Origin of the sequence: Streptosporangium minutum, assembly GCF_002149035.1 — a bacterium.
GTDB classification, from domain to species: Bacteria; Actinomycetota; Actinomycetes; order Streptosporangiales; family Streptosporangiaceae; genus Streptosporangium; species Streptosporangium minutum.
In genome coordinates this window covers 1-25,277 of the sequence record NZ_NGFP01000022.1, presented here as the reverse complement: position 1 = coordinate 25,277, position 25,277 = coordinate 1, and the positions used below count along the sequence as shown (strand labels likewise).

Annotated in this window: 22 protein-coding genes; 8 read left to right on the top strand and 14 right to left on the bottom strand. The window is 72.0% G+C overall.

The genetic code is table 11. The features are described 5' to 3' along the window. Nucleotides 1-244: 244 nt before the first annotated feature. The 5 genes from CA984_RS07445 to CA984_RS07425 all read right to left on the bottom strand — a co-directional run bounded on the left by CA984_RS07445 (nucleotide 245) and on the right by CA984_RS07425 (nucleotide 5,161). Entirely contained in the window at nucleotides 245-823 is a 579-nt protein-coding gene (locus CA984_RS07445; RefSeq protein WP_086569629.1) for a TetR/AcrR family transcriptional regulator, read from the bottom strand. A gap of 31 nt (nucleotides 824-854) precedes the next feature. Next, on the bottom strand, nucleotides 855-2,366 hold the full coding sequence (locus tag CA984_RS07440) for an MFS transporter (RefSeq protein WP_086569627.1): 1,512 nt from the start codon (nucleotides 2,364-2,366) through the stop codon (nucleotides 855-857). Nucleotides 2,367-2,634: 268 nt separating this feature from the next. Then, a complete protein-coding gene (locus tag CA984_RS07435; protein WP_086569625.1) occupies nucleotides 2,635-3,603 on the bottom strand; it encodes an ABC transporter permease in 969 nt (322 codons plus the stop codon). A 192-nt stretch (nucleotides 3,604-3,795) separates the two neighbouring features. Further along, a complete protein-coding gene (locus CA984_RS07430) occupies nucleotides 3,796-4,680 on the bottom strand; it encodes an ABC transporter ATP-binding protein (RefSeq protein WP_086569623.1) in 885 nt (294 codons plus the stop codon). A gap of 88 nt (nucleotides 4,681-4,768) precedes the next feature. Next, the gene (locus tag CA984_RS07425; RefSeq protein WP_086569692.1) at nucleotides 4,769-5,161 is read right to left on the bottom strand and encodes a GntR family transcriptional regulator; all 393 of its coding nucleotides are present in this window, start codon (nucleotides 5,159-5,161) and stop codon (nucleotides 4,769-4,771) included. A 254-nt stretch (nucleotides 5,162-5,415) separates the two neighbouring features. On the opposite strand from CA984_RS07425, the gene CA984_RS07420 reads away from it, so the two are divergent. Further along, nucleotides 5,416-7,440 carry a hypothetical protein gene (locus CA984_RS07420; protein ID WP_086569621.1) on the top strand — a complete coding sequence of 675 codons (2,025 nt, stop codon included), beginning with the start codon at nucleotides 5,416-5,418 and terminating at the stop codon, nucleotides 7,438-7,440. Here CA984_RS07420 and CA984_RS07415 read toward each other — a convergent pair. Then, nucleotides 7,437-8,012, bottom strand: coding sequence for a uridine kinase family protein (locus tag CA984_RS07415; RefSeq protein WP_086569619.1), 576 nt, complete (start codon nucleotides 8,010-8,012; stop codon nucleotides 7,437-7,439). The two genes, CA984_RS07420 and CA984_RS07415, sit on opposite strands and share 4 nt — an antisense overlap. A gap of 200 nt (nucleotides 8,013-8,212) precedes the next feature. On the opposite strand from CA984_RS07415, the gene CA984_RS07410 reads away from it, so the two are divergent. The 3 genes from CA984_RS07410 to CA984_RS07400 all read left to right on the top strand — a co-directional run bounded on the left by CA984_RS07410 (nucleotide 8,213) and on the right by CA984_RS07400 (nucleotide 13,162). Then, nucleotides 8,213-9,370 (top strand): CaiB/BaiF CoA transferase family protein, encoded by a 1,158-nt coding sequence (locus CA984_RS07410; protein ID WP_086569617.1) that lies wholly within the window; start codon nucleotides 8,213-8,215, stop codon nucleotides 9,368-9,370. Between the two features lie 40 nt (nucleotides 9,371-9,410). After that, on the top strand, nucleotides 9,411-10,904 hold the full coding sequence (locus tag CA984_RS07405) for a carboxyl transferase domain-containing protein (protein ID WP_086569615.1): 1,494 nt from the start codon (nucleotides 9,411-9,413) through the stop codon (nucleotides 10,902-10,904). Nucleotides 10,905-11,170: 266 nt separating this feature from the next. Further along, complete coding sequence (locus tag CA984_RS07400; protein WP_086569613.1) at nucleotides 11,171-13,162, top strand: PQQ-binding-like beta-propeller repeat protein; 1,992 nt, start codon at nucleotides 11,171-11,173, stop codon at nucleotides 13,160-13,162. Between the two features lie 192 nt (nucleotides 13,163-13,354). Here CA984_RS07400 and CA984_RS07395 read toward each other — a convergent pair whose 3' ends face one another. From CA984_RS07395 to CA984_RS07365, 7 genes are all read right to left on the bottom strand, one after another. Then, on the bottom strand, nucleotides 13,355-15,424 hold the full coding sequence (locus CA984_RS07395; protein ID WP_086569611.1) for a sensor histidine kinase: 2,070 nt from the start codon (nucleotides 15,422-15,424) through the stop codon (nucleotides 13,355-13,357). A 275-nt stretch (nucleotides 15,425-15,699) separates the two neighbouring features. Further along, nucleotides 15,700-16,923, bottom strand: coding sequence for a hypothetical protein (locus tag CA984_RS07390; protein ID WP_086569609.1), 1,224 nt, complete (start codon nucleotides 16,921-16,923; stop codon nucleotides 15,700-15,702). Next, nucleotides 16,920-17,420 carry a SigE family RNA polymerase sigma factor gene (locus CA984_RS07385; protein WP_086569607.1) on the bottom strand — a complete coding sequence of 167 codons (501 nt, stop codon included), beginning with the start codon at nucleotides 17,418-17,420 and terminating at the stop codon, nucleotides 16,920-16,922. The genes CA984_RS07390 and CA984_RS07385 overlap by 4 nt, the downstream gene beginning before the upstream one ends. 56 nt (nucleotides 17,421-17,476) lie before the next feature. Beyond that, nucleotides 17,477-17,908, bottom strand: coding sequence for a hypothetical protein (locus tag CA984_RS07380; RefSeq protein WP_086569605.1), 432 nt, complete (start codon nucleotides 17,906-17,908; stop codon nucleotides 17,477-17,479). After that, nucleotides 17,905-18,366 (bottom strand): hypothetical protein, encoded by a 462-nt coding sequence (locus CA984_RS07375; RefSeq protein WP_242675799.1) that lies wholly within the window; start codon nucleotides 18,364-18,366, stop codon nucleotides 17,905-17,907. Before CA984_RS07375 ends, CA984_RS07380 begins: the two co-directional genes overlap by 4 nt. 9 nt (nucleotides 18,367-18,375) lie before the next feature. Beyond that, nucleotides 18,376-19,170, bottom strand: a complete 795-nt coding sequence (locus tag CA984_RS07370) for a carbon-nitrogen hydrolase family protein (protein WP_207620771.1) — start codon at nucleotides 19,168-19,170, stop codon at nucleotides 18,376-18,378. Continuing rightward, nucleotides 19,167-20,114 carry a DUF418 domain-containing protein gene (locus CA984_RS07365; protein WP_242675798.1) on the bottom strand — a complete coding sequence of 316 codons (948 nt, stop codon included), beginning with the start codon at nucleotides 20,112-20,114 and terminating at the stop codon, nucleotides 19,167-19,169. Before CA984_RS07365 ends, CA984_RS07370 begins: the two co-directional genes overlap by 4 nt. A 312-nt stretch (nucleotides 20,115-20,426) precedes the next feature. Between CA984_RS07365 and CA984_RS07360 the strand changes: the two genes are divergently transcribed. After that, entirely contained in the window at nucleotides 20,427-21,611 is a 1,185-nt protein-coding gene (locus CA984_RS07360) for a pyridoxal phosphate-dependent aminotransferase (protein ID WP_086569690.1), read from the top strand. Between the two features lie 112 nt (nucleotides 21,612-21,723). On the opposite strand, the gene CA984_RS07355 is transcribed toward CA984_RS07360, so the two are convergent. Then, nucleotides 21,724-22,668 carry a LysR substrate-binding domain-containing protein gene (locus tag CA984_RS07355; RefSeq protein ID WP_086569597.1) on the bottom strand — a complete coding sequence of 315 codons (945 nt, stop codon included), beginning with the start codon at nucleotides 22,666-22,668 and terminating at the stop codon, nucleotides 21,724-21,726. Between the two features lie 96 nt (nucleotides 22,669-22,764). Between CA984_RS07355 and CA984_RS07350 the strand changes: the two genes are divergently transcribed. The 3 genes from CA984_RS07350 (at nucleotide 22,765) to CA984_RS07340 (ending at nucleotide 25,163) form a co-directional block, all read left to right on the top strand. Then, complete coding sequence (locus CA984_RS07350) at nucleotides 22,765-23,319, top strand: peroxiredoxin (protein ID WP_086569595.1); 555 nt, start codon at nucleotides 22,765-22,767, stop codon at nucleotides 23,317-23,319. Then, complete coding sequence (gene ahpD / locus CA984_RS07345) at nucleotides 23,319-23,855, top strand: alkylhydroperoxidase, AhpD family (RefSeq protein ID WP_031159322.1); 537 nt, start codon at nucleotides 23,319-23,321, stop codon at nucleotides 23,853-23,855. Before CA984_RS07350 ends, ahpD begins: the two co-directional genes overlap by 1 nt. 351 nt (nucleotides 23,856-24,206) lie before the next feature. Further along, nucleotides 24,207-25,163, top strand: coding sequence for a TIGR03621 family F420-dependent LLM class oxidoreductase (locus CA984_RS07340; RefSeq protein ID WP_165781149.1), 957 nt, complete (start codon nucleotides 24,207-24,209; stop codon nucleotides 25,161-25,163). Nucleotides 25,164-25,277 lie beyond the last annotated feature (114 nt).

The window sequence follows — 25,277 nt, the reverse complement described above, 5'->3', positions numbered from 1 at the left end:
TGAGCACATCACGCCAGGTGATTGTCGCGGCAGGCATGATCTGGCGTGAATCCCCTTCACTCCGCGTACGTCGACGCGTCGATGCGGGTGTCGTCAAGCCTGTGTCCGATGGCGGCTGTCCCGGTCCCTCCGACGTATGCGGAGGCTTGCCGCACGGTTCCTCGCGGGCTGCTCCTGAGTAGGGGGCGGCACGTTCATCGCACCCGTGTGCGCGCCCTGTCACCTGGAGCCCGCTGAGGTCCGGTCACTGCTCGACGGTCTCGCGCGGGACGCCGAGTGCTTGCTGCAGGACGGTGTGTACGTAGTCGGTGTCCGCGGGAGCGTTGTCGATCAGGATGGCGGTGCAGAGTCCGTCAGAGGCCGCGACGAGGGCGGCCACGGCACTGGGGGAGTCGGTGCAATGCCGGGCGAGTTCTGCGACGTTCTCGCGCCAGCGGCGGGCGATGGGCCGTAGGGCGGGTCGCCGGGCGGCGAGAGTGGACAGTTCGCGTTCGGCCAGGGCGCGGTCGCGCCCAGGACCGGCGGACTCGGCGATGAGCTCGGCGAGGCCGCGCAGTTTGTCGTCGTCGTGGTCGATGATGTGCCGGATGCGCGCGGTATAGGCCTCGGCGACGCTGGTCAGGGCGGCGACGAGCAGGTCGTCGAGAGTGGCGAAGTAGTAGGTGCTCAGGCTGACGGGGATGCCGGCTTCTTTGGCGACGGTGCGATGGGTCACTCCGGCTGCTCCGTCACGCTGGACGACCGTCAAGGTGGCCTCGATGATCTCGGCCCGGCGTTTCCGGCCTCTGGCCTTGCGCCGGTCCGTGGTTGTGTCGTCGCCCATGCCCCCTCCAGGACACCAGGTTAGACGATCATCACGGCTGGGTTTCCCCGATGGGGCGGATGTGCCGGAGCATGAGCAGGCACAACACGGTGGCAGCCGCGATAGCGGCCCCCGCGCTGAGGGAGGCGACGTTCAGCCCGGTGATGAAGGCTTCCTGGGCGCCTCGGATCGTGTCCGGCGAGATCCGGTCGGAGACCGTCATGGCGCTGCCCAGGCTGTCGCTGACATGGCCGGCGATCTCGGACGTCACCTCTGACGGCGCCTGGACCTGGGAACGGTAGACGGCAGTGGTGAGACTGCCGAGCAGTGCGACCCCCACGGCGATGCCGAGTTCCTGCACGGTTTCGGACATCGCCGCCGCCGATCCGGACTTCGCAGCCGGCGCGGCCCCGACGACGATGTCGGTTCCCAGCGCTGCGACGGCTCCGAGGCCGAGGTAGACGAAGGCGAATCCGACCACCACGCTCACCGCGCTGTCGGCGCCGGCCGTGGCGAGAAGTGCGTATCCGATCAGGGAGAGCCCCAGGGTCGCCGCCATGACCGTCCCCGGCCGGATGCGCCTGGCCGCGATCGGGGCGCCGACGGCGGCGGCGAACATGGCCAGCGCCGGTGGCCCCATCCACAAGCCGGCCACAGCCGGTGAGAGCCCCTCGACCAGTTGCAGGAACTGGGTGACCAGGTACATCGTGCCTCCCACCCCGACGAGTCCGATCAGCAGGACCGCCAGGGCGGAGGAGAAGGCGCGGTCGGTGAACAGCGTCATGTCCAGCAGCGGGGAGGCGAGCCGGAGTTGCCTTCGGACGAAGGCGATCCCCGCGGCCGCACCGAGCAGCACGAGGAGCAAGGTCAGCGCGTCGGCCTCGTGTGCGGCGAAGGTCTTCACGGCATAGACCACCGGCAAGATGGCGGCCAGAGACAGGACGACACTGGTGAGATCCAGCCGGCCCTCCCCGGGCGCCGCGTACTCGGGTAGCAGCGCACGCGCGCCGGCCAGGACGATCAGCGCCACCGGCACCGCGACCAGGAAGGCCGCTCCCCACCAGAACCGGTCGACCAAGGCGCCGCCCATCACCGGACCGGCGGCCATGCCGAGGGCGAACATGGTCGCCCAGACGCCGATGGCCACGGCCCGCTGGCGTACGTCGGTGAACATGTTGCTGATCAGCGACAGCGTCGAGGGCATGAGCGTGGCGCCCGCGATGCCGAGCAGCGCTCGAGCCAGGATCAGGAGGCCGGCGTTCGGGGCGAACGCGGCGAGGACCGAGACGGCCGCGAACGCCGCGACCCCGATCGTCAGCAGTCGCCGCCTGCCGATCCGATCTCCCAACGTGCCCATCGTGATGAGGAAGCCGGCGATGAAGAAGCCGTAAGCGTCCATGATCCACAACGTCTCTGCGGCTGTGGGATTCAGCTCGGCGGCCATGCTCGGCAACACCAGGTACAGCACCGTGACGTCGAGTCCCAGCAACATGGTCGGCAGTGCCAGCAGCCCCAGGCCGGACCACTCCCGCACGCCGGCACGCCGGGTTACGGCTTGCGCCATGACACTCTCCTCGGTAGGCGGCAACAATTTGAACGATAGTACAACTTGAACTATCGTTCAAATATGTGCTCGGGCGTCCGCGCCGGCGATCGGGCGGCCAGGAGGAGATGCGCGTGCCAGGGCATCGTGATCATCGACGGCGGCGTCCGTCATCCGTGTCGAACCTGGTCGCGCACCAGGCGCCGCCGGATCCGACCGATGCCGAACAGGTGGCGCCGGAGCGGGAGGCGAGCGTGCCGCCGCTCAGATGACACGGACCCGGTCGGGCTCAGCTGCGGCGGCGGAGGGTGCGGGTGACGGCGAGACCGCCGAGGGCGAGGGCGCCGGTGAGCAGGATGCCGGTCTCGGTCCACTGGAAGCGCCAGAAGCGCTCGGGGGGATGGTGGTAAACGGCTTTGCGGTAACCCTCCTCGATCAGGCATCCGTCCTTCAGCAGCTGGGCGCGTTCGGAGCGGGCGTCCACGCCGGGCGGCGGGGGGCAGACCCCGTCGGGCGGGGTGATGACCTCCTGGCCGGAGGGGGTGACCCAGGCGTCGCGGACCAGGCTTCCGCCACGGTCGTACAGGGCCGTCCAGCCGGTGGTGACGGTCCGTACCGGCTCGGCGTAGGAGTCGCGGGAGAAGAAGACGGCGGGGATGGTCAGAGCGATCAACGCGACGGTCACCGCCATCGCCGCGAGAGTGCGCCGGAAGAGCGTTCCGGCGGCGGCGCCCAGCACGAACGCGAACAGCCACCAGGCGGCCGGGACGACCCCGGTGATCGTGAACGTGCCGGGCTCCAGCGTCTTGTCGCCGACCGCGCCGCGGAACACCGGCAGCCACGCGCCGATCATCGCGGACAGGGCCAGGGCGGCGACCACGACCATGCCGCCGAGGAGGCCGAGCTTGGCCATGAGCCAGCGCCCGGGGGAGACCGACTGGGTCCAGGCCAGCGCGTTGGTCCCGCGCTCGAACTCGGCTGCCAGCAGGGGCGCGCCCCAGAACGCGCCCACCAGCGCGGACCCGACGAGGGGGAGCAGGCCGAAGACCGTGAAGACCGGGTGGTAGTAGTCGTGGTAGATCGCCGAGTTCACGCCCGAGCAGGCGGCGGCCGGGCCCGGGCAGCCGGAGGGGGCGTGTTCGGAGATGTAGGCGGTCGCCCGCAGGCCGGAGACGAGCAGCAACAGGCCCAGGGCGAGCAGCAGGCCGCCGGTGACCAGGATCTGCGTGCGGTGCTGCCGCCAGGTCAGCCAGAGCAAGGGGGAAGTCCTTTCAGGGTGGTGTGTCCCGGTCGTTCCGGGTGATCCCGCGTGACCGGCCGTGTGAGCGGGGTGGTCCCGTGCGGCCGGCCGTACGGGTCGGGTGGTTCCGCGTGACCGGCGGTGCGGGTCGGGTGATCCCGCGTGACCGGCCGTGTGAGCGGGGTGGTTCCGTACGGCCGGCCGTACGGGTCAGCGGGCGGAGGCCAGGGACGGCCGGGGGAGGGCCGCGAGGTCGGGGGCGCGGAGGTAGGCCAGGACCGTCTCCTCCAGGTTCACCGGGCGGGCGGTCCAGCGCGGGTCGAGCGGCGGCGTGGCGTCCCGGACGAGCATGGTGGCCTGCCGCCCGGCCCCACCCCGCGAGACGACCGGCATCCGGGCGGCGAGCGCGTCGGCGGTCTCGGCGGGTCCGGTCAGCAGGCGGTGCCCGGCGACCAGCTCGTCGATGTCGCCGCTGACCTGGATCCGGCCCCCGTTGACCACGACCAGCCAGTCGCAGACCCCCTCCAGCTCGGAGACGACGTGCGAGGAGAGCAGCACGGTCAGCCCCGTCTCCGCCACCGCCTCCATCAGGCCGCGCATCACGTCGTCACGGGCGAGCGGATCGAGGTCGGCCAGCGGCTCGTCCAGCACCAGCAGGTCGGGACGCTTGGCCAGCGCGACGGTCAGCGCCACCTGCGTCCGCTGGCCGCCGGAGAGCCTGCCGACCCTCCGGTCCAGCGGGATGCCCAGATCCGCCAGCCGCCGCCGGGCCGCGGCGCCGTCCCAGCGCGGGTTGAGCTCGCGCCCGAACCTCAGCATCTCCTCCACCCGGAACCCGGCGTAGAGGGGCTTGCTCTGTGCCAGGAACGCGATCCGCTCCATGCTCTCGCGGACCGGCCGGCCGAAGACCCGCACCTCGCCCGTGGCCGGGGCGAGCATGCCCACGGCCAGGTGGAGCAGGGTGGTCTTGCCCGCGCCGTTCGGTCCCACCAGCGCGGCGACCCGCCCGGACGGCACCGCCACCGAACAGTCGCGCAGCGCCCAGGTCCGCCGGTAGCGCATGCCCAGGCCGGTGGCCTCCAACGCCGGCGTCACGCGGTCTCCCCGGGGAAGGGGCGGCCCGGGACCGTGGCGGCCGGCGCTGTCGCGCGCTCCGCCCGGGGGAGGGCGGCGGTCGTCGTGGTCACGCGATCTCCTCTCGGAACATGTCGCCCAGGACCGTGGCGACCAGCGCCCGCATGTCCTCCTGGTCCAGCCCGGCCTGGCGGCCGTTGCGCACCCACTGGACCAGCTCGGCGCGTAGCCGCACGCGGTCGCTCATGGACGTCTCGCCCAGCGACCGCTCCACGAACGTGCCCAGTCCGGGCCGCCCGACGACCAGCCCCTCCCGCTCCAGCTCCCGGTAGGCCTTCAGCACCGTGTTCGGATTGATCGTGAGCTGGGCCACGACCTCCTTGGCCGTCGGCAGCCGATCACCGGGCCGCAGCGCGCCGAGCCGGAGCGCGTGCCGGACCTGATGCACGAGCTGGAGGTATGTCGCCACCCCCGACCCCCGGTCGAGGTGGAATTCGATCACCGCCAACACCCTTTCACTAATGAAGTAGGGAAATGATGAAGGCTGGCGCCGCCGTACGTCAAGCCTTGCCGGTACGGCGCCGGACCTGATCGCCGCCGCCTCGGTCTCCGTGTGGCGGGGCGGAGGTCCTCAACGACGTCGGACACCCGGGAAACGTGACGTTTTAGGCCCTGTTCGCCGCTCCTCCATTGACGGGCGCGCCATCCTGGGGTCTGCTGCGGCTAGATCAAGACGTGGTTCGAGGAGGGAGGCGCATGCGCCTGCGCACGGTGGTGGCGGCTCTCGTACTACTGGCCGCGACGTCGACGACGGCCGCACCCGTCTGGGCCGGCCCCGATTCCGGCGCCGGTCACGCGACCCCGGCCCCGTCGCCTCCGAGCGGCTGCGACCCGATCGCCGGCGCGGAGTGCCTGCTGCCGTTCCCCAACGACTGGTTCACCACGGGCGCGCGCACCCGTACAGGACTGCGGGTGAACCTCTCCGCCGAGGCCATGCCCCGCAACGCGGCGGGCGCCCCGATCGACCCGGCCCAGTGGAACGCGGCCGACGGCTTCTCCCCGGGCTCCATGCTCCTGGCCCACCTACCCGGCGTCGACCTGACCAGGACCGGCGCCGCACCCGTCACCGACATCGGCTGGTCCCTGCGCCGCGACGCCCCCATCGTGATCGTCGACACCAGGACCGGGGAGCGCTGGCCGTACTGGGCGGAACTCGACGCGGGCGCAGCCGACCCCGCCCGGCGGGCGCTCGTCATCCGGCCGGCGAAGAACTTCCAGGAGGGCCACCGCTACGCCGTCGCCCTGCGCGGGCTGAAGAACGCCGCGGGCGAGGACCTGCCGGCCCCGGAGACCTTCATCAGGCTCCTGTCCGGCGAGCTCCCCGCCGGAGACCCGCTCGCCGGACGGCAGCACGCGCTCCACCGGACGCTCGGAGACCTCTCCAGGGCCGGGGTGGACGCCAGAGGACTCCAGCTGGCCTGGGACTTCACCGTGGCCAGCGAGCAGGGCATCGCCGGCCCCGTCCTGACCATGCGCGACCGGGCACTGCGCACGCTCAGGGGCCGCTCGCCGAAGTTCACCGTCACCTCCGTCACCGACCTCGCCCCCGAGCAGGACCCCGACATCGCCCGCGAGGTCAGCGGCGAGATCCTGGTCCCGAACTACCTCGACAAGCCCGGCGGCCCGCCGGGCTCGAACCTCAACCGGGGTCCCGACGGGTTGCCGCGCCCGCTCGGCGACACGGTGAAGGCGCACTACCAGTGCGAGATCCCGCGCTCGGCGTTCAGGCGGCCCGCGCACCCCTCCCTGTACGGCCACGGCCTGCTCGGCAAGGCGACCGAGGTGCGTGCCCGAAACGTGCGGGCGATGGCGGGGGAGCACGGCTTCGTGTTCTGCGCCACCAAGTGGATCGGCATGTCCGACGAGGACGTCCAGCACGTGGCGAGCGTGTTCGGAGACCTCTCCCGGTTCGGCACGGTCACCGACCGGCTCCAGCAGAGCCTGCTGAACTTCGTCCTCCTCGGCCGGGCGATGATCACCCGGGACGGTTTCGCCGGCCACGCGGCCTTCCAGGACGGGCGGGGCAGGTCGCTGATCGACCTGCGGGCCGATCTCGCCTACGACGGCAACAGCCAGGGCGCCATCACGGGCGGCGCGCTGGTCGCCGTCTCTCCCGACGTGCGCAACGCCGTGCTCGGGGTGCCGGGGATGAACTACAGCACGCTGCTCAACCGCAGCGTGGACTTCCAGCCGTTCCAACGGCTGATGGACGGCGCCTACCCCGACAGGCTGACCCAGCAGATCTGCTTCGCGCTGATGCAGATGCTCTGGGACCGCGCGGAGACGGACGGCTACGCCCAGCACCTGACCGACGATCCGCTGGCCGGCTCGCCCCGCCACCGCGTGCTGCTGCACGTCGCCTTCGGCGACCACCAGGTCTCCACGGTGACGGCCGAGGTGGAGGCCCGCACGATCGGGGCCCGGATCCGTCAGCCGGCCCTCGCCGCCGGGCGCGGTCCCGACCTGGCGCCGTACTGGGGGCTCAGGTCCATGCCCCGCAGGCCGTACGCCGGCTCGGCGCTGGTCGTCTGGGACAGCGGCGCCCCCGCGCCCCCGGTGACCAACACCCCGCCGCTCGGCCCGGAGTACGGCCGGGACCCCCACGAGGACCCGCGTCACGACCCCGCCGCCCGCGTGCAGAAGGCCCACTTCCTCCGGGACGGCCTGGTGGTCGACGTCTGCGGCGACGCCCCATGCGCGGCGGATCCGGTGGAACCCTAGGTGAGCCTGACGAACTCGCCCGGGACCGCGGCGCCGTCGAGGAGGAGGTCGGCGCGGGCGCGGGTGCCGTCGGCGGCGAACCACTCCTCCTCGGCGCGTGTCCAGTCCCGCCACTGCGCCGCGTAGGAGGCGCCGTCCCTGGCCAGGGCGCGGGCCAGCCGGAGCTCGCCGGGCGCCTCCACCCAGACGGTGAGGGCGGCCGGGGCCGCGCGCCGGGCGGTGCTGACCCCTTCGAGGATCAGCACCGGCGCGACCGGCACGTCCACCCAGTCGGTGAAGACGCCGCGGACCCAGTCGTAGCGCCGGTATCCGCCCGGCCTCCCCGCCGCCAGCGGGTCGAGCACCTGCTCCTCCACCTGCTTGAACCACGCCACGGGTGGCTCGTCCCACGGGACGGGGAAGTCGTCACTGTGGATCACCTGGGCGCCCAGGGCCGACGCCAGCCGGCCGGCGAAGGTCGTCTTGCCCGACCCGCCCGGACCGTCCACCGCGACGACACGGACCGGTCCGCACGACGGCGGCAGTTCCCGGATCGCGCCGGCGAGTTCCCCGAAGGAGACGATGAGAGCCACCCGTCCATGCTGGCAGCACCCCGGGCACGGAGGCGCGCCGGCCGGGGCCGGAGACGGGAGGCCCCCGTTCGGGAGGATCTCCGTGTGCCGGACCTGGACGCGGAGCGGCGCGGGCCCCCTGGCAGGCCGGCCGACGTCGGGATTGATGCCTTTCCCGCTCCGATTCGACTAGGCTCGGCGACCACCACAGGAGGTTGATCATGCCCGGTGCACTCGGCGACATCGTCGTTCTCGACCTCTCGCGCGCGCTGGCGGGACCACACGCCGCTCAGATGCTCGGCGACCTGGGCGCCCGAGTGATCAAGGTGGAGCATCCCGGCGGGGGCGACGACTCCCGGGGCTGGGGGCCGCCGTTCGTCGGCCCCGACGGCGACATCTCCACCTATTTCCTCGCCGCCAACCGCAACAAACAGTCGATCACCGTGGACCTCAAGTCCGCCGAGGGCAAGGCCCTGATCGAGCGCCTGGTACGGCAGAGCGACGTGCTGATCGAGAACTTCCGCGCCGGAGTCCTCGACCGGCTGGGCTTCCCCGTCGAGTGGCTGCACGAGCTCAACCCGCGCCTGGTCGTCCTGTCGATCACCGGGTTCGGCCACGACGGTCCCGAGGGAGGGCGGCCGGGCTACGACCAGATCGCCCAGGGCGAGGCCGGGCTGATGAGCCTCACCGGGCCGTCCGCCGACGAGCCCTACCGGGTGGGCGCCTCGATCGCCGACCTGCTCGGCGGCATCCACGGCGCCTACGGCGTGGTCGCCGCCCTCTACGAGCGCGAGCGGACCGGCCGGGGCAAGGTCGTGCGGACCTCGCTGCTGGCCGCCGTGACCGGCGTGCACTCCTATCACGGCACGGCCTGGACGGTCGGCGGCCAGGTGCCCAGGGCCAACGGCAACCACCACGCCTCCATCGCCCCCTACGGCGCGTTCCACTGCGCCGACGGCATGATCCAGATCACGGCGGCGAACGACGCGCAGTGGCGGAAGGTGGCCGCCCTGCTGGACATCGATCCCGGGATCCCGAGATACGCGACGAACCGGGAGAGGTTCGCGCACCGGGACGAGCTGATCGCCGACATGGAGCAGGCGCTCGTCAAGCACGACCGCGCCCACTGGCTGGCGGCGCTCGGCGAGATCGGCGTGCCCGCCGGGGCGATCCGGTCCATCGACGAGGTCTACGCCTGGGAGCAGACCCGCTCCCAGGGGTTGCTCGTCGAGGTGGACCACTCCGTGCTCGGCGCCATCGAGCTGCCAGGCCCGCCGCTCCGCTTCGACGGTGAGCCCCCCGTCCGCCACGGCGCCCCGCCCACCCTGGGCCAGCACAACGACGAGATCCTGGCGTGGCTGGAGGAACGTGAACGATGAGAGCGCGTCCCATGCGGATCCCGCCGCGCGGGGGCAGGGGATGAGCCTCACCCGGCCCGACGCCCGCACGCTGATCGGCACCGTCCTCGATCCGGGGACGTGGCGGTCGTGGGACGAGACGCCCGCCGATCCGGCCGCGCCGGGGTCGGACTACGCCGAGGAACTGGCCAGAGCCCGGGCCAGGACCGGATACGACGAATCGGTGATCTCCGGGGAGGGCCTGCTCGGCGGGCGCCGGGTCGCGGTCGTCGTCTGCGAGTTCTCCTTCCTTGCCGGGTCGATCGGGGTGGCCGCCGCCGAGCGGTTGACCGCCGCGATCGAGCGGGCCACGGCCGAGGGGCTCCCGCTGCTGGCCGCCCCGGCCTCCGGGGGCACCCGGATGCAGGAGGGCGCGCTGGCCTTCGCCCAGATGGTGAAGATCACCGCCGCGGTGGTCGCGCACCGCGCCGCCGGCCTGCCGTACGTCGTCTATCTCCGCCATCCCACCACCGGCGGGGTCTTCGCCTCCTGGGGCTCGCTGGGGCACGTCACCGCCGCCGAGCCGGGCGCGCTGATCGGATTCCTCGGGCCGAGGGTGTTCGAGTCGCTGCACGGCTACCCCTTCCCGGAGGGCGTGCAGGTCTCCGAGAACCTCTTCGCCCACGGCCTGGTCGACGCGGTCGTCTCCGCCGAGGACGCGCGGCGCATCGCGATCCGGGTGCTCGCCGTCCTGTGCGCTCCGCGCGAGGGGCTGGAGAGCGGGCCCGAGCCGGACGAGCGCGTCCAGCCGATCGAGGCGTGGGACGCGATCAGCCGCTCACGCCGGGACGACCGCCCCGGCGTGCGGGCGCTGCTCAAGCTCGGCGCCTCCGACGTCACCCCGCTCAACGGCACCGGCGAGGGCGAGAACGACCCCGGCATGCTCCTCGCCCTGGCCCGCTTCGGCGCGGCTCCCGCCGTCGTGCTCGGCCAGGACCGCAGCCGGCAGCGCGTCGTGGCCCCGCTGGGCCCGGCCGGTCTCCGGGTCGCGCGGCGGGGCATGCGTCTGGCCTCCGAGCTGGGCCTGCCGCTGGTCACCGTGATCGACACCTCCGGGGCCGCCCTGTCCAAGGCGGCCGAGGAGGGGGGCCTGGCCGCGGAGATCGCCCGGTCCCTGGCCGACCTGGTGGTGCTCGACGCCCCGACCGTCTGCCTGCTGCTCGGCGAGGGGGCCGGCGGCGCGGCGCTGGCGCTGCTCCCCGCCGACCGGGTGCTCTGCGCCCAGCACGGCTGGCTGTCCCCGCTGCCGCCGGAGGGCGCCTCGGCGCTGCTGTACCGGAGCGTGGACTTCGCCCCGGAGATCGCCGCCGCGCAGGGCGTGAAATCCACCGACCTGCGGCGCGACGGCGTCGTGGACCGGATCATCCCGGAGCTGCCCGACGCCGCCTACGAGCCGGAGGCCTTCTGCCGCCGGGTGGCCGGCGCTCTCGAATACGAGATCGCCGGCCTGCTGAGGCGGGCCCCCGCGGACCGTCTCGCCACCCGCCTGGCCCGCTACCGGCGGCTCGGCGTCTAGAGCCCGTCCTGTGAGTCTCCGGCCGGGGCGTCAGGCTCGGTCGCCGATGCGCCGATGCGCCCATGGTGACCTCCCCCGATGGTCACAGCCGTCGGGAGCCCGACCCGGGCCCGACCGGCTGAGAACGTGTCACCGGCCCGAGACGACGGCCCGGCCGGCGGCGAAGGGCGCCTGTCGCTCATCCCCGGGGGTATTGACGTGTCACGCTCAAATGATTACGGTCTGGACCAAAATCAAGCAGTATTGAACATCCTGGAGGTGCGGCCGTGCCGCGGACCTGTCTGGCGCTGCTCATGGTCCTGACCGCCTTGTCGATACCGGCCTTGTCGACACCGGCCGCCGCGCAGGCGACGGCCGCGCCGAACTGCGACACCCCGGCCGTCACCACGTACGGCCCGGCCTCCGTCACCGGCGCGATCGTCGGCGCCACCGTCCACGAGGGCCACGCCTACGTGGTCTCCCGCGGACCGAAGCCGCCGGTAGTGGCCGAGATCGACCTGGCCACCCGCAAGGTGACACGCACCGCCACCCTGCCGGACGGCCCCGCGGCAGGCGAGCCGGAAGGCGGCTGGGCCACCGCCGTCGCCGACGGCAAGCTGTACATCGGCACCTACCCCGTACCCGACCTCTACAGCTACGACCTGGCCACGGGCCAGGTGGCGCACCTGCACTCCTTCGGCGCGAACGGCGGCTTCGTCTGGAGCATGGCCGCCGCACCGGACGGCACCCTCTACCTCGGCACCTCCTCCGACGGCAGGCTCTGGGAGTACGTCCCCTCGACCGGCGCGATCCGCAGGTACGGCGTGCTGGTCCAGGGTGAGCACTACGTCAGAGCGGTCGCCGCCGACGAGACCACGGCCTACGTCGGCCTGCTGGAGAAGGCCAAGCTGATGGCCGTCGACCGGGTCAGCGGCGCGGTCAGGGAACTGGCCCAGGGGCCCGCGGCCGTGGGCACGGTCTCGCTCTACGGCGATCGGGTGCTGGCGGCGAGCGGGAGCACGCTGATCGACGTGCGCAAGGACGGCACGGACCGGCGGCAGTTCGAGGCCGGAGTGGGCATCATCGACGCGTTCGAGGTGGCCCCTGACGGCACGGTCTACCTCACCTCACGCCCCGACGGCGCCGTCTACAGCTACCGCACCGGCCAGGACGCGGTGACCAAGGTCGCCGCCCCGCCCTCGCCGGGCGAGGAGACCCGGGCGCTGAAGCTGGCCGGGCAGCAGCTCATCGGCTTCGCCGGCAGCGGCGGCATGTGGTGGCTGGACCTGCCGAGCCGGACCTCCGAGTTCGTCGACCTCATCGAAGCCGGCTTCCCGGCCGGCGCCGAGCGTACCCAGAGCATGCTGCTGGTGCCGAACCGGGCCCTCTACATCGGCGGCCACTTCGCCGTGGAAGTGCGCGACCTGCGGACCGGGAAGCAGCGCAGAATCCGCGTGGTGGGCGAGCCGAAGGCCATGGTGCGGCGGGGCGACAAGATCTACGCCGCGCTGTATCCGAGCGGCCAGATCATCTCCATCGACGTGCACACCGACGCAGTGCGCGGCTTCGGTCACATCGGGCACGACCAGTCGCGGCCGTGGGACATCGAGCACGACCCCGTCACCGACACCATCCTGGTGGCCTCCGCGCCGACCGGCGCGAAGCTGAAGGGCGCTCTGACGGTGCTCGACCCCGACACGGGGAAGATGGACGTCTACCCGGACGTCATCCCCGACCAGAGCCTGATGAGCCTGAGCGTCGACTCCAAGCGCGGCGTCGTCTACCTCGGTGGCGACGTGCTCGGCGGAGGCGGCACGCCGCCGACCAAGACGACGGCCTCGATCGCCGCCTTCGACCTCAAGCAGCGCAAGGTGGTGTGGCAGATCGACCCGCTGCCGAACCACCGCACCTTCCAGGACCTCAAGGTGCACAACGGGCTGCTGTACGCGGTCTACAAGCGCGTGCTGGGCGCCTGGATCGCCCTCGACCCCGCCACCGGCACCGTCAAGCACCAGGGCCTGCTGTCGGGACACGGCGAACTGCAGGTCCACAGGGGCCGGGTGTTCACCTCCACCTACTTCGGCGGCGGCAACGCCTACGAACTCGGATCGGAGGCCAAGCTGCTGGCGACCGGGCTGGGCGACGAGTGGCACACCAATCCGCAGCTGCAGTTCGAACCCGGCTCGTTCGACGCGTGGACGATCGTCGGCCGGGATCTGGCGAAGGTACGGCTCGACCCGCGCTGCCCGCCCGTGCAGATCCCGGCACCGCAGAGCTAGTTCGGGGTGCGGCTCACATGCGAGAGAAAGGGCCGGTGACGCCGGTCACGTCCACGGATGTGGTGTACGGATTCCGCCGGTGAACGGGCGGCGGCAGCGGGCACCCGTTCGCCTCCGCTCCGCCCCGGGAGGCGTCCATCTGCGCGGTGCCGGCGTCCGCCAGCGGCCACTGCATCCTGGTGATCTCCAGAATCAGGAGGCCGATTGCCTGCCGACAGGAGCCGTCCGGTGCTGCCCCACCGGCGGCGCGTCGGTCGCGGGAACGGGGAGCGTCACCTCCACTGTGGTGCCCGCCCCGGGCTCGCCGTTGATGAGGCAGATTCCGCCCAGCTCCGCAGTGCGCTCGCGCATGGAGCTCAGGCCGACGCCCAGGCGGCGCTCCGGCGGCAGGCCCACGCCGTCGTCGGCGATCAGCAGGCGCAGCGCCTCGGGCTCGCGGCGCAGCTCGACACGGACGCGAGTGGCACGCGCGTGCCGCCGGACGTTGGTCAGCGCCTCCTGCGTGATCCGGTAGACGGCCACCTCGACGGCGGCGGACAGGCCGGCCAGGTCGCCCTCGGCGCTCACCTCCGTGGCGGGGCCTCCGGGGTGGGCCGGCCCGGCCAGCGCCTGTACGGCGGCGGCAAGGCCCAGATCGTCCAGGACGGGCGGGCGCAGGCCGTAGACGAGCTGCCGGATGTCACCCGTGACCGCGTCCATGCCGGAACGCAACTCGCGCAGCAGCCCGTCCGCCGCCTCCGGGGAGGTCTTCAGGCTGAGGCGGGCCATGTTGACGGTCATGGCCATCCCGCTGAGCGTCTGGCCCAGGCCGTCGTGCAGGTCGCGGCGGAGCCTCCGCCGCTCCTCCTCCCGGGCGGTCAGAATGCGCTCCCGGGAGCGCTGCAGGTCGGCCGACATCCGCAGCGCGTGCGCCACGTCGGCCGCGTACGGGACCAGCGTGGCCAGCACCCGCTCGTCGTGTGCGGCGGGGAAGCGGCGCGGGGTGGGCGGGCCGACCAGCAGCCGCCCCACCCGCTCGCTGTGCCAGACCAGCGGCACCTCGCGTGGGGAGTCGCCGACCTGCCCGCTGACCGTGCTCGCCACGCTGACCTGGTGGCCCGGCTCGCCGCCGGTCACCTCCACCGCGACCCCCTGTACCGCCAGGCCCTCGCGCAGCACGCCGATCACCGACGCCAGCGCCTGCGCCGGATCTCCCCGGCGCACCTCCTGGACCAGCCGCTCGGCGAGCACGCGTGGGTCGCCGACCGGGCCGTAGAGCAGGCGGTCGATGACCCGTTGCAGCATCCGGCGCAGCGGCTGGAAGAACGCGCCCGTGAACAGGGCGGCGGCGAGCCCGGCGATCTGGTCGAACCCCGAGACCATCAGGCTCGACAGCGCGGCCACACCGAAGTAGACCCCGCCGACCACGGCCAGCAGCCCCGCGGCGACGAAGGTCCGGCTGATGATGGTGTCGATGCCGTACAGCCGGTAGCGCATCACCGAGAACACCATCGCGACGGGGATGAGCGCCGCCCAGAGGATCGACAGCCAGTACAGCTCCGGCGCGACCACGCCCACGAGCATGAACACGATGTACGCGGCGAACGCCGACAGCGGCCAGCCGATCTGCCGCCTGCCCACCGGGCCCGCCCGGCGGAAACGCGGCAGCAGGGACAGCGCCGCCAGCGGGATCGCCACCAAGATCCCCGTCCAGATCAGCACCGCTATCGCCGAGTCGTACGGCGCCAGAGCGGGGATCTGCAGCGGGTTGGGGATGACGGCCGGAAACAGGGAGTCCTCGAGCGGCGGGTCCGGCCGCACGGACTTGCGCGCGACCTCGGCGCCGACGGACACCACACCCAGCAGTACCACCGCCCGCCAGCGCCGCGAGGGCAACCTGCCGTCCGGGGAGTACAGCGGCAGCAGTATCTCCAGCGCGAGCGTGCACGTTGCCCAGCCCAGCAGCGCCGGGAATCTCAGAAGCCCCGCCGGCGCGAGATCCCCACGTTCCGCGGACGCCAGAGCCGTCGCCTGGCAGAAGTCGTAGACGGCGCCGCCGATCCCGCCCACGCACATCAGCCACGCCAGCTTGAGCCGGGGCCGATGCGCGATGAGGAACGCGCCGACCGCGGGAAAGGTCACCCCCGCCGCCGTCAGCGGCGTGACCGTCACCGGCAGCCGCCACTCCTCCGGAAGCCCCGCGAAGATCAGCATGGCCGCGCCCACGAGCACCGGGGACACCACGGCCAGGACGACGGCGACCGCCCGGGCTGCCCACGCCATCCCGTCCCCGCTTTCCGGCTCCCGTCCCTGCCTGACCCTAGCGTGCCCGCGGAATGGCATAAAGGCCGCGATTTACCGCCATCGTGGCAGGGCCGTTACCAACGGGGAACTCGGGAGCGGGACATCCGGGTGAACGCCTCCCGCCGGTCGACGGGCGGTGAGGCGGCCGTGGGAGCGCCGGCGTGCCCCGGCATGGCAGGACACGCCGAGGCAGGCCCCCGCGGACCGCCTCACCACCCGCCTGGCCCGCTACCGGCGGCTCGGGGTGGGCTGACTCAGCGGGTCTGACCCGGGGCGGGCTGAGACGGACCGGGCGGAGAGGCCTGCCATGCCGGCTGACGGCCGGCCCTGTCCTCACGCCATGTCTCGASCCCCGCCGCGTCGTAGCCGACGATCTGGTAGCCCTCGGCGCGAGGGTCGCCGGAGGGGCGGCCCGGTGAGGCGCCGGAGGGCGGATAGGTGCCGGAGAACAGCACGGCGGCGCCTCCCCATGGGTCGGGGACTGTGTCGGCGCTGGTCGACGTGCCGTCCTTGAAGACCACGGAGACGCGGGCGGTGCCGGGGCGGGAGATGCCGAACCAGAAGCCGTGGCGGATCTGCAACTCCACCGGGAGTTTCTTCCCCGCCACGTCGGTCAGCAACAGGCGGGACTCCAGGAGGTTCAGTCCCACCTCCTCGTCACCGTGTGACCAGACCACGGTGCGGTCCGGTTCGGCGTAGAGGCGGGCGGTCAGCCCCCCGGGCATGTCCTGGCCGGGTCCGATGGGTTCGGCGGCGTGCGTGTCCTCTGGAAAGACCTCCAGTTTCACCCGTTGCACGACCTTTCCGCGGACGTCGGAGAACTCGAAACGGATCACCCCCGCCTTCGACGGGAAGGCGACGGTCCATACCGCGAGCGGTGCGCCCTCAGGCTGGTGAACCGTGCCGGGTATCCTCGCGCCGTCCTTGGTCACGGCCTCGACCTTCGCGACCCCGTCGCGGGCCGCGCCGTAGCTCAGCGCGATCCGGGGACGCGGCCAGTTCGAAGCGGTTCCACCTTCGTACCAGGCCTGTGCGCCGGACGATCGGGGCACGGACTCCTGGCCGCAGCCGCCCATGCCCCCGCCGTACAGGTCCTGGGTGACCTGGCAGAAGGCGTGGAAGGTGCTGCCGTCCGCGGCCGTCTTCTCGGTGAACCACACCCGCGTCTGCCGTTCCTCGGGCACGTCGTCGATCGTCACGGGCTCGCCGACCGGCGGGTTCTTGACCGAGACCTGCTCGTAGATGTCGCGGGGCCCGTCGACGACGCCGGTGGCGACACCGTCTCCGCCGCTGCCACCGAGGTTCACGGCCAGCACGATCGCGGCCGCCGCGGCGGCGACGGGGACCAGGGCGATCCAGTGGTGCCGCCGTATCCGGCGGCCGCGGGCCTGGACTCTCGGGTAGGCGTCGGGAGCCGCGGTGTAGGTGCCGGCGCGGGCGTCGAGCGCGGCGCGCAGGCGCTCTTCGAGGTCGTTCACGATTCCTCCCGGAGGGCCTTGCCGAGGGCGGACAGGCCCCGGCTCGTGTGCGTCTTGACGGAGCCGGGGGAGACGCCCATCGCGTCGGCGATCTCCCGTTCGGACAGGTCCAGCCAGTAGCGCAGGACCAGGGCCTCGCGCTGGCGGCGGGGGAGGCGGTCGACGGCGGACAGCAGCTCCCGGTACTTCTCGGCGACGATGACCACGTGCTCGCTGCTGTGCGCGGCCGGTGGGAGGGCGAGCGGGCGCAGCCGTACCAGCCGCAGATGGCGCAGCCGGTTACGGGTCAGGTTGCACACGGTGGACCGCACGTAGGCGAGGGCCGCCCCGGCGTCGCGCAGCCGCGCCCACCGTGCGTGGAGGCGGGCGAACGCCTCCTGGGCTATGTCCTCCGGGTCGTCGGCGCCGAGCAGTCCGGCCAGCCGCACCATCGACAGATGGTGCGCCGCGAACAGCTCGGCGAACGAGGGAGGTGTGGAGACGGAAAGGTCGATCACACTGTCGAGACACCTGCGGGGCCCGCCGGTTGACAGGACCCGCCGGTCCGTCCGCCCTAGGGCTCCGACCGCGAGGGGCTCACGGGGATCGGCAGGCGCTCGATCCGGAGGGAGAACACCTCGTCACGGGGGACGACGACCTCGTAGGCGCCGTGGTCGACCATCCAGTAGCCCAGCGCCTCGGCTTTCATGCCGCTGTGCCCGGTGTAGGCGATGTGCAGGCTCTCCTCGCCGTTCTCCTCCGAGACGTCGAGGATGAGGCACGGCTCGCCGCCGAACGAGCCGACCGTGCGGACCAGCACCAGCCAGTCGAGCTCCTCACGGGCGACCACCGTCCGCCAGTAGCCGGAGGCGGCCTCGAAGCCCTCCTGGGCCTCCTCGTTGAACAGCACGACCTCGTCGCCGCCGGGGCCGAGCGCGGCCGCGTAGGTCCGCTCGGCGTAGTGGGCGACGAAGCCGGAGGCCACCGGCTCGATCTCGGGGCTCATGAGGCCGGCCTCCAGCTCAGTCCGTCGTAGAGGCCGAAGAGGCGTTCCTCGTCGGCGGTCACGTGGATGATCTCCGCTCCCGCCGGGATCGGCATCGGAGTGGTGTGGAACTGCGGTACGACATGCTCGCGCGAGGTCGTGAAGCCGTTCCCGGCGAACGGCGGTGAATCGTTCCAGTCACCGCCCATGTGCGGGCCGTACGGCACGACGTAGCTGTCCATGTCGCGGGCGAACCAGCGCATGAGATAGATCTCCGGGACCGTGGCCGTCAGCTCCGAGCCGTCGAAGCCCAGGTCGAGCCCGGCGAAGAGCTCGGCGGGGGTCGTCAGCCGGGCACAGTCCTGCACCCGGTAGACATATCCGGAGATCACCGTCCGCCTGCCGGCCAGATAGGGCACGAGCAGCCGGGGCGGAATGACCTTCTGCATCTGCGTTCTACGCCCAGGTGGCTCACTCACGGTCGCATTTTACGATCTGCCGAGAGGCAGTCGCCGGTGTTCCAGGCACGGTAGGGCATTCCGGGTGGCAATCGTGATCTGCGGGTCCAGCTCACAGGTCTGCACGGCGGGCGCGGGACCCAGGTCGGAGCGGACCACGCCCATCGGATCGACCAGCATGCTCCGGCCGATCCCGAAGCCGTCGCGGGCCTCCGGGTTCGGCGCCTGACCCACCGCGGCGACCCAGGTGGTGTTCTCTATCGCGCGGGCCCGGACAAGGGTGACCCAGTGCTCCTCCTTCATCGGGCCCGATCCCCACGCGGCGATCACCGCGAACAGGTCGGCCCCCTGGTCGACCAGGGCCCGGGTCAGCTCCGGGAACCGGATGTCGTAGCAGGTGACCAGGCCGATCCGGAGCCCGGCCAGCTCCACCACGACCGGGGCGCCGCCCGGCGCGACCAGCTCGGACTCGCGGGCGCCGAAGGAGTCGAACAGGTGGATCTTCCGGTAGGCGGCCTCGATCCCGCCTCCGGGGCCGATGGCCACCGCGGTGTTGTGGACCCGGCCCTCTCCCGGCTCGAACACTCCGGCGATCACGGCCAGGCCGTGGGCCTTGGCGGATTCGGCCAGGCCGGTGACGAAGGGACCGTCCAGCGGCTCGGCCAGGTCGGTGATCCGCCTGCCGTACCGGGTGAGCGTGGCCTCGGGGAAGATCGCCAGGTCGGCGCCGTCGGCGGCGGCCCGCTCCAGCGCCTCGCGGGCGCTGCGCAGGTTGGCGTCGGGCTCCTCGGAGACCGGTATCTGGCACAGGGCGATGCGTGTCACGCGTTCGACCCTATCCGGCGGTTCGGCACCGGCTCCATCCATGTCAGGCGGCGCCACACCCATTCCAGCGGGCCGTACCTGAACCTGGCCAGCCACATCCGGCTGAGGACGACCTGGAGCGCCAGCACGCCGGCGGCCAGCAGCACCCCGGTGATCCGGGTCGGGTCCGCGGTGAGCAGCGGCAGCGCCAGCAGGATGACCGCGGTGCTGGCCAGGTAGTTCGTCAGCGCCATCCGGCCGAGCGGGGCCAGGACCGCCAGCAGCGCGCCGCGTGGCCGGGACCGCAGGAGCAGCAGCAGCCCGGTGCAGTAGGCCGCCGCGGCGGCCAGCCCGGCGGCCGGGTAGGTGCCCCGGTAGAAGAGGCCGGAGTCGTCGAGGGTGCGGATCCACAGGTAGCCGAGCCCCACCGCGAGCGCGGCGGTGACCGCGAAGAAGGGGGGCAGCAGCCACTCGGGCGGCGGATACTCCATCACGGCCATGCCCAGCAGGAACAGTCCCGGGATGAGCTTCATCCCGCCTCCCTCGTGCATCGCCCAGGCGGTGACGGCCAGCCCCAGCACCGGCACCGCCGGCCGGGGGAGGAAGGAGGCGGGCAGCAGGACCAGCGCCCCGAAGATCGCGTACGGCAGGAGCACCTCGCCCGGGTTCACGAGCTGGTGGACCAGGCCGAAGCACGCCAGCACCGCGAGCCTGCGCAGCAGCACCACCCGGGGGTGGTCCGTCCGCGCGTCCGCGGACCGCAGGAACAGGACGAAGCTCAGGCCGAACAGGAACGAGAAGATCGGATAGAACCTGCTCTGCAGGAGGTTGTCGACCGCCCAGTCGACCGCGTTCCGGCCCGGGGCGTCGAGCTGCTCGCGGGTGTGCTGCCAGGTGTTGACCAGCATGATCCCGCACACCGCGAAGCCGCGGAGCGCGTCCAGCTCATGAAGCCTTCGGGTCACAGGGAATAGACGTACCACCCCACAACGCACCACGTACATCCAACCCTGCCAAAAGGTGGGTTTCCGGGGCGGCCGATCGGGTTCGGGCTGGAGTGCCGGCCGACCGGCGCGACGGTCGGCGTCACGCTCAACATGTCGCCGAGCGTGCCCGCGGGCCCGTCGGACGAGGACGCGGCAGCCGCCCGCCGGATGGACCTGATGGTCAACCGGCAGTTCACCGAGCCGCTGCTCGGCGCCGCCCGAGGGCGCCGGGGGCGTACCGGGGGCGATCGGCGTCGATCGCCGGACGGTGTGCCGGTTACCCTGGGGCACGTGAGCGATCCTCTGGTGGCGCGGATGCGCGAGTTCGGCACAACGATCTTCGCTGAGATGTCGGCGCTCGCCGTACGGACCGGCTCGATCAACCTGGGGCAGGGCTTCCCCGACACCGACGGGCCCGCGGCGATGCTGGAGCGGGCGGTGACGGCGATCCGCGACGGCTTCAACCAGTATCCCCCCGGCCCCGGCGTCCCCGAGCTGCGCCAGGCCGTCTCCGAGCACCGCAAGGACCACTACGGCCTGGTCTACGACCCCGACGGCGAGGTCCTCGTCACGGTCGGAGCCACCGAGGCCGTCGCGGCCGCGATCCTGGCGCTGTGCGGTCCCGGCGACGAGGTGATCGCCTTCGAGCCGTACTACGACTCCTACGCCGCCTCCGTCGCCCTGGCCGGTGCCGTGCTCCGGCCCGTCACCCTGCGCCCGGTCGAGGGCCGCTTCACCTTCGACCCGATGGAGCTGCGCGCCGCCGTCGGCCCGCGCACCCGGGCGATCCTGGTCAACTCCCCGCACAACCCCACCGGCACGGTCTTCACCCGTGCCGAGCTGGAGGAGATCGCCCTCCTGTGCCAGGAGCACGGCCTGATCGCCCTCACCGACGAGGTCTACGAGCACCTCACCTTCGACGGCGTCGAGCACATCCCCCTGGCCACCCTCCCCGGCATGCGCGACCGCACCGTGATGATCTCCTCGGCGGGCAAGACCTTCTCGGTGACCGGCTGGAAGACCGGCTGGGTCTGCGCCCCGCCCGAGCTCGTCCGCGCCGTCCAGACCGTCAAGCAGTTCCTCACCTTCACCGCCGCCGCGCCCTGGCAGCTCGCCGTCGCCTACGGCCTGCGCCACGAGCTCGGCTGGGTCTCCTCGCTCCGGGCCGACCTGCAGGCCAAGCGCGACCGCCTGACGGCCGGGCTCTCCGCGGCGGGCTTCGACGTCTACCGCCCGGCCGGCACCTACTTCGTCCAGACCGACATCCGCCCGCTCGGCTTCACCGACGGTCTCGCCCTCACCCGCGAGCTGCCCTCCCTGGCAGGTGTGGTCGCCATCCCCACCCAGGTCTTCTACGCCCATCCCGAGCGCGGCAGTCACTTCGTCCGCTTCGCCTTCTGCAAGAAGGACGAGGTCATCGACGAGGCCGTGAGCCGCCTGACCAGGCTCGGTCAGGCGGGCGCCGCCCCCGCCTGACCGGGTGCCCCGGACCTCCTCGCGCCTGCCCGCGCACGAGGTCAGGGGCGGCCCTCGCGGCTCCACGATCGCGATCTCCCCGGAGCATCGCCCGGCCGCCGTCCCCGTGTGATCACGAGGTGACCCGGACCGGGAGGCGTTTGGCACGGATCGCGCCGCGGACGGCCTTGGCGAGCTGGGCGTATTCGGGGGCTCGGGCGGAGCTCGCGCGGTAGGCCAGGCCGATGGTGCGGCCGGGGGTCGGGGACTGGAAGCGGCGCAGCGCCAGCCGTACCCGCTTGCCCGTCTCCACCGGCACGGCCGACTCCGGGAGCAGGGTCACGCCGAGGCCGCCGGCGACGAGCTGGACCAGGGTGGGGAGGCTGGTGGCGTAGGTGGCCGCGGTGGCGCGGGCGCCGACCTCGCGGCAGACGTCGATGGCCTGCTCGCGCAGGCAGTGCCCCTGGTTGAGCAGCACGATGTCCAGCCCCTTGAGCACGTCCCGGTCCAGCGGCCCGTCCCCCTCCGCCAGGGGGTGGTCGGAGGGGAAGGCGAGCAGGAAGTCCTCGTCGTAGAGGGGCTCCTCGACCAGGCCGGCCGCCTCCGTCGGCAGCGCCAGCAGCACCAGGTCGAGGCGACCGTCGCGCACCTCCTCCAGGATGGTCTCGGTCTTGGCCTCGTGCACGGTCAGCTTGAGCCGCGGGAACCGTCGCGCGAACATCGGCAGCAGCGCGGGAAGCACGTAGGGGGCCACTGTGGGGATCACCCCCAGGTGTGCCGGGCCGTGGAAGGGCTCCCGGCTGTGGGCCACCTCGCCCATCAGGCCCTCGACCGCCTTGAGCACCCGCGCGGCGTGCACCGCCACCCGGTCGCCCGCCGGGGTGAGCAGGACCTTCCTGGTGGTCCGTTCCAGTAACTGAGTGTGCAAAGTCTCCTCCAGAGCCGACACCGCACTCGACAAAGCGGGCTGGCTCATCCGGAGCGAGACGGCGGCCTCCCTGAAGTGGAGGTGATCGGCGACCGCGAGGAATGCCCGCAGCTGGGCCAGGGTGGGCGTGGGCTCATTGATAGGAAACACCTCTCAGATTGCTCCGACTGCTCGATTTCTCTGATCAATGCTAGATGCGGCAGGGTAGGACCCGACAACGACGTCCTCTTCAAAGGAGATCCGGACTTGCTCACCGTCGGTGACCACTTCCCTGAGTTCGAGCTGACCGCCTGCGTCTCCCTGGACGCGGACAGCGCATTCGCCGAGATCACCCACAAGTCCTACGAGGGCAAGTGGAAGGTCTACTTCGCGTGGCCGAAGGACTTCACCTTCGTCTGCCCGACCGAGATCGCCGAGTTCGGCCGTCTGGAGGGCGAGTTCGCCGACCGCGATGCTCAGGTCCTCGGTTTCTCCGTCGACTCGGAGTACGTCCACCACGCCTGGCGTAAGGACCACCCGGACCTGCGTGACCTGCCCTTCCCGATGATGTCGGACATCAAGCGCGAGCTCTGCGCCGAGCTGGGCATCCTCGGCGCCGACGGTGTCGCCCAGCGCGCCACCTTCATCGTGGACCCCAACAACGAGATCCAGTTCGTCATGGTGACCGCGGGCTCCGTCGGCCGCAACGTCAAGGAGGTCCTCCGGGTCCTCGACGCGCTCCAGTCGGACGAGCTCTGCCCGTGTAACTGGAACAAGGGGGAGACGGGCCTCGACGCGCAGAAGCTGATGGCCGGCGCCTGATGTCGATCGACAACCTCAAGGGTTCCCTCCCAGGCTTCGCGAAGGACATCAAGCTCAACCTGGGCTCGCTGGTCACCACCTCCTCGCTGAGCGAGCAGCAGCTCTGGGGGACGCTGCTCGCCTGCGCGGTGGCGACCAGGTCCTCGCGGGTGATCGCCGAGGTCGCCGCCGAGGCCGTCGGCAACCTCTCGGATGAGGCGTTCACGGCAGCCAAGGGCGCGGCCGCGATCATGGCGATGAACAACGTCTACTACCGGTCCGTGCACCTCATCGGTGACGAGACGTACGCGACCATGCCCGCCAAGCTCCGAATGACGATCATCGGCAACCCCGGTGTCGACAAGATCGACTTCGAGCTCTGGTCGCTCGCGGTCTCCGCGATCGGCGGCTGCGGCCGCTGCCTGGAGTCGCACGAGCGGGTGCTGCGCCAGTCGGGCATGCCGCGCGAGCAGATCCAGGAAGCCGTCAGGATCGCGGCGGTCGTCAACGCCACCGCCGCCGTTCTGGAGTCAGAGGCCGCGCTGACCACGGTCTGATCTTCCGGCCACACGCGGGGCGGGCGCTCTCCGGAGTGTCCGCCCCGTACGCCGCTCCGGGCCTGGCCCGGCGGTCCCGCCGGGCGGCGGCGTCCTCGGCTCTTTCCTTCCAGGCCGTCCGTGGCTTCCTTCCGGACTGTCCGTGGCTTCCTTCCAGACCGTCCGTGGCCTCCTCCGGACCGTCCGTGGCCTCCTCCGGACCGTCCGTGGCCTCCTCCGGACCGTCCGTGGCCGATGATCTGCGTCGTGGCGGAGGCAGGCCGGCGCCGCCGTCCCGTCCGGAGTTCCGGTGGGCGTTCTGTCCGTGCTGAACGGTGTGGACGGCCGGCTGATCATGTGAGGATGTGCGGCATGCGATCCTTTCGTTTCACCGCCTCCGCGGCCGAGGGTGTCGTCGACGCCAAAGAGCTGGCCGACACCGCCCGCCGTGCCGAATCGATCGGTTACAGCGCACTGGTGCTCCAGGATCATCTTCTTCCCCAGCACGCTCCGATCCCGCTGCTGGCCACCATCGCCGCGGTGACCGAGCGGATCCGTATCGGCACTTACGTGCTCAACGCCGACCTGCGTCACCCGGCTGTGTTCGCCCAGGACCTGGCCAGCCTCGACCTGCTCTCCGGAGGCCGGTTGGAGATCGGCCTCGGCGCGGGCTGGAACCGGCCGGAGTATGACGCGATCGGCCTGCCGTTCCAGCCCGTCGGGGCCAGGGTGAGGCGGCTGCGCGAGGTGATCGCCGTGCTCAAGGGCTGTTTCGGCGACGGCCCGTTCTCGTTCGCGGGCGAGCACTTCACGATCAACGAGCATGACGGGCATCCCAAGCCGGCGCAGCGGCCGCATCCCCCGCTGTTCGTCGGCGGGGGCGGCAGGCGGCTTCTCACGCTGGCCGCGGAGCAGGCCGACATCGTCGGACTGGGACCACGGCTGCTACCCACTGTCCAGGGAAAACCCGAGCTGGACCCGCGCAGCATCACCGCCGACGCCACGGCCGAGAAGATCGGCTGGATTCGCGAGGCGGCCGGTGACAGGTTCGACCAGCTGGAGATCAACACGTACTCCGTCGGCGGATCCGTGACGGTTACCGACAACGCCCGCGCCGAGGCCGACCGGCGCGCCGATCAACTGCGTCGGCTCACCGGCGTGGAGATGAGCGCCGACGAGATCCTGGACTCGCCGAACATGTTCATCGGGTCGATCGACGGACTGACCCAGAAGTTCATCGAGTTGCGCGAGCGGTTCGGGATCAGCTCGATCATGGTCGGTTCCGTCGACGCGTTGGCGCCGGTCGTCGAGCGCCTGGCGGGCCGGTAGCCCGGCCGTTCATGAAGGTGCCCGGGACCGGCGGAGAGGGCCGGGCCCGGGCACTGCGGAGATGGTCCTATTCGGCCGGGACCGGGGGAGCGGTCGGGTCGGCGGGGGTGGCGG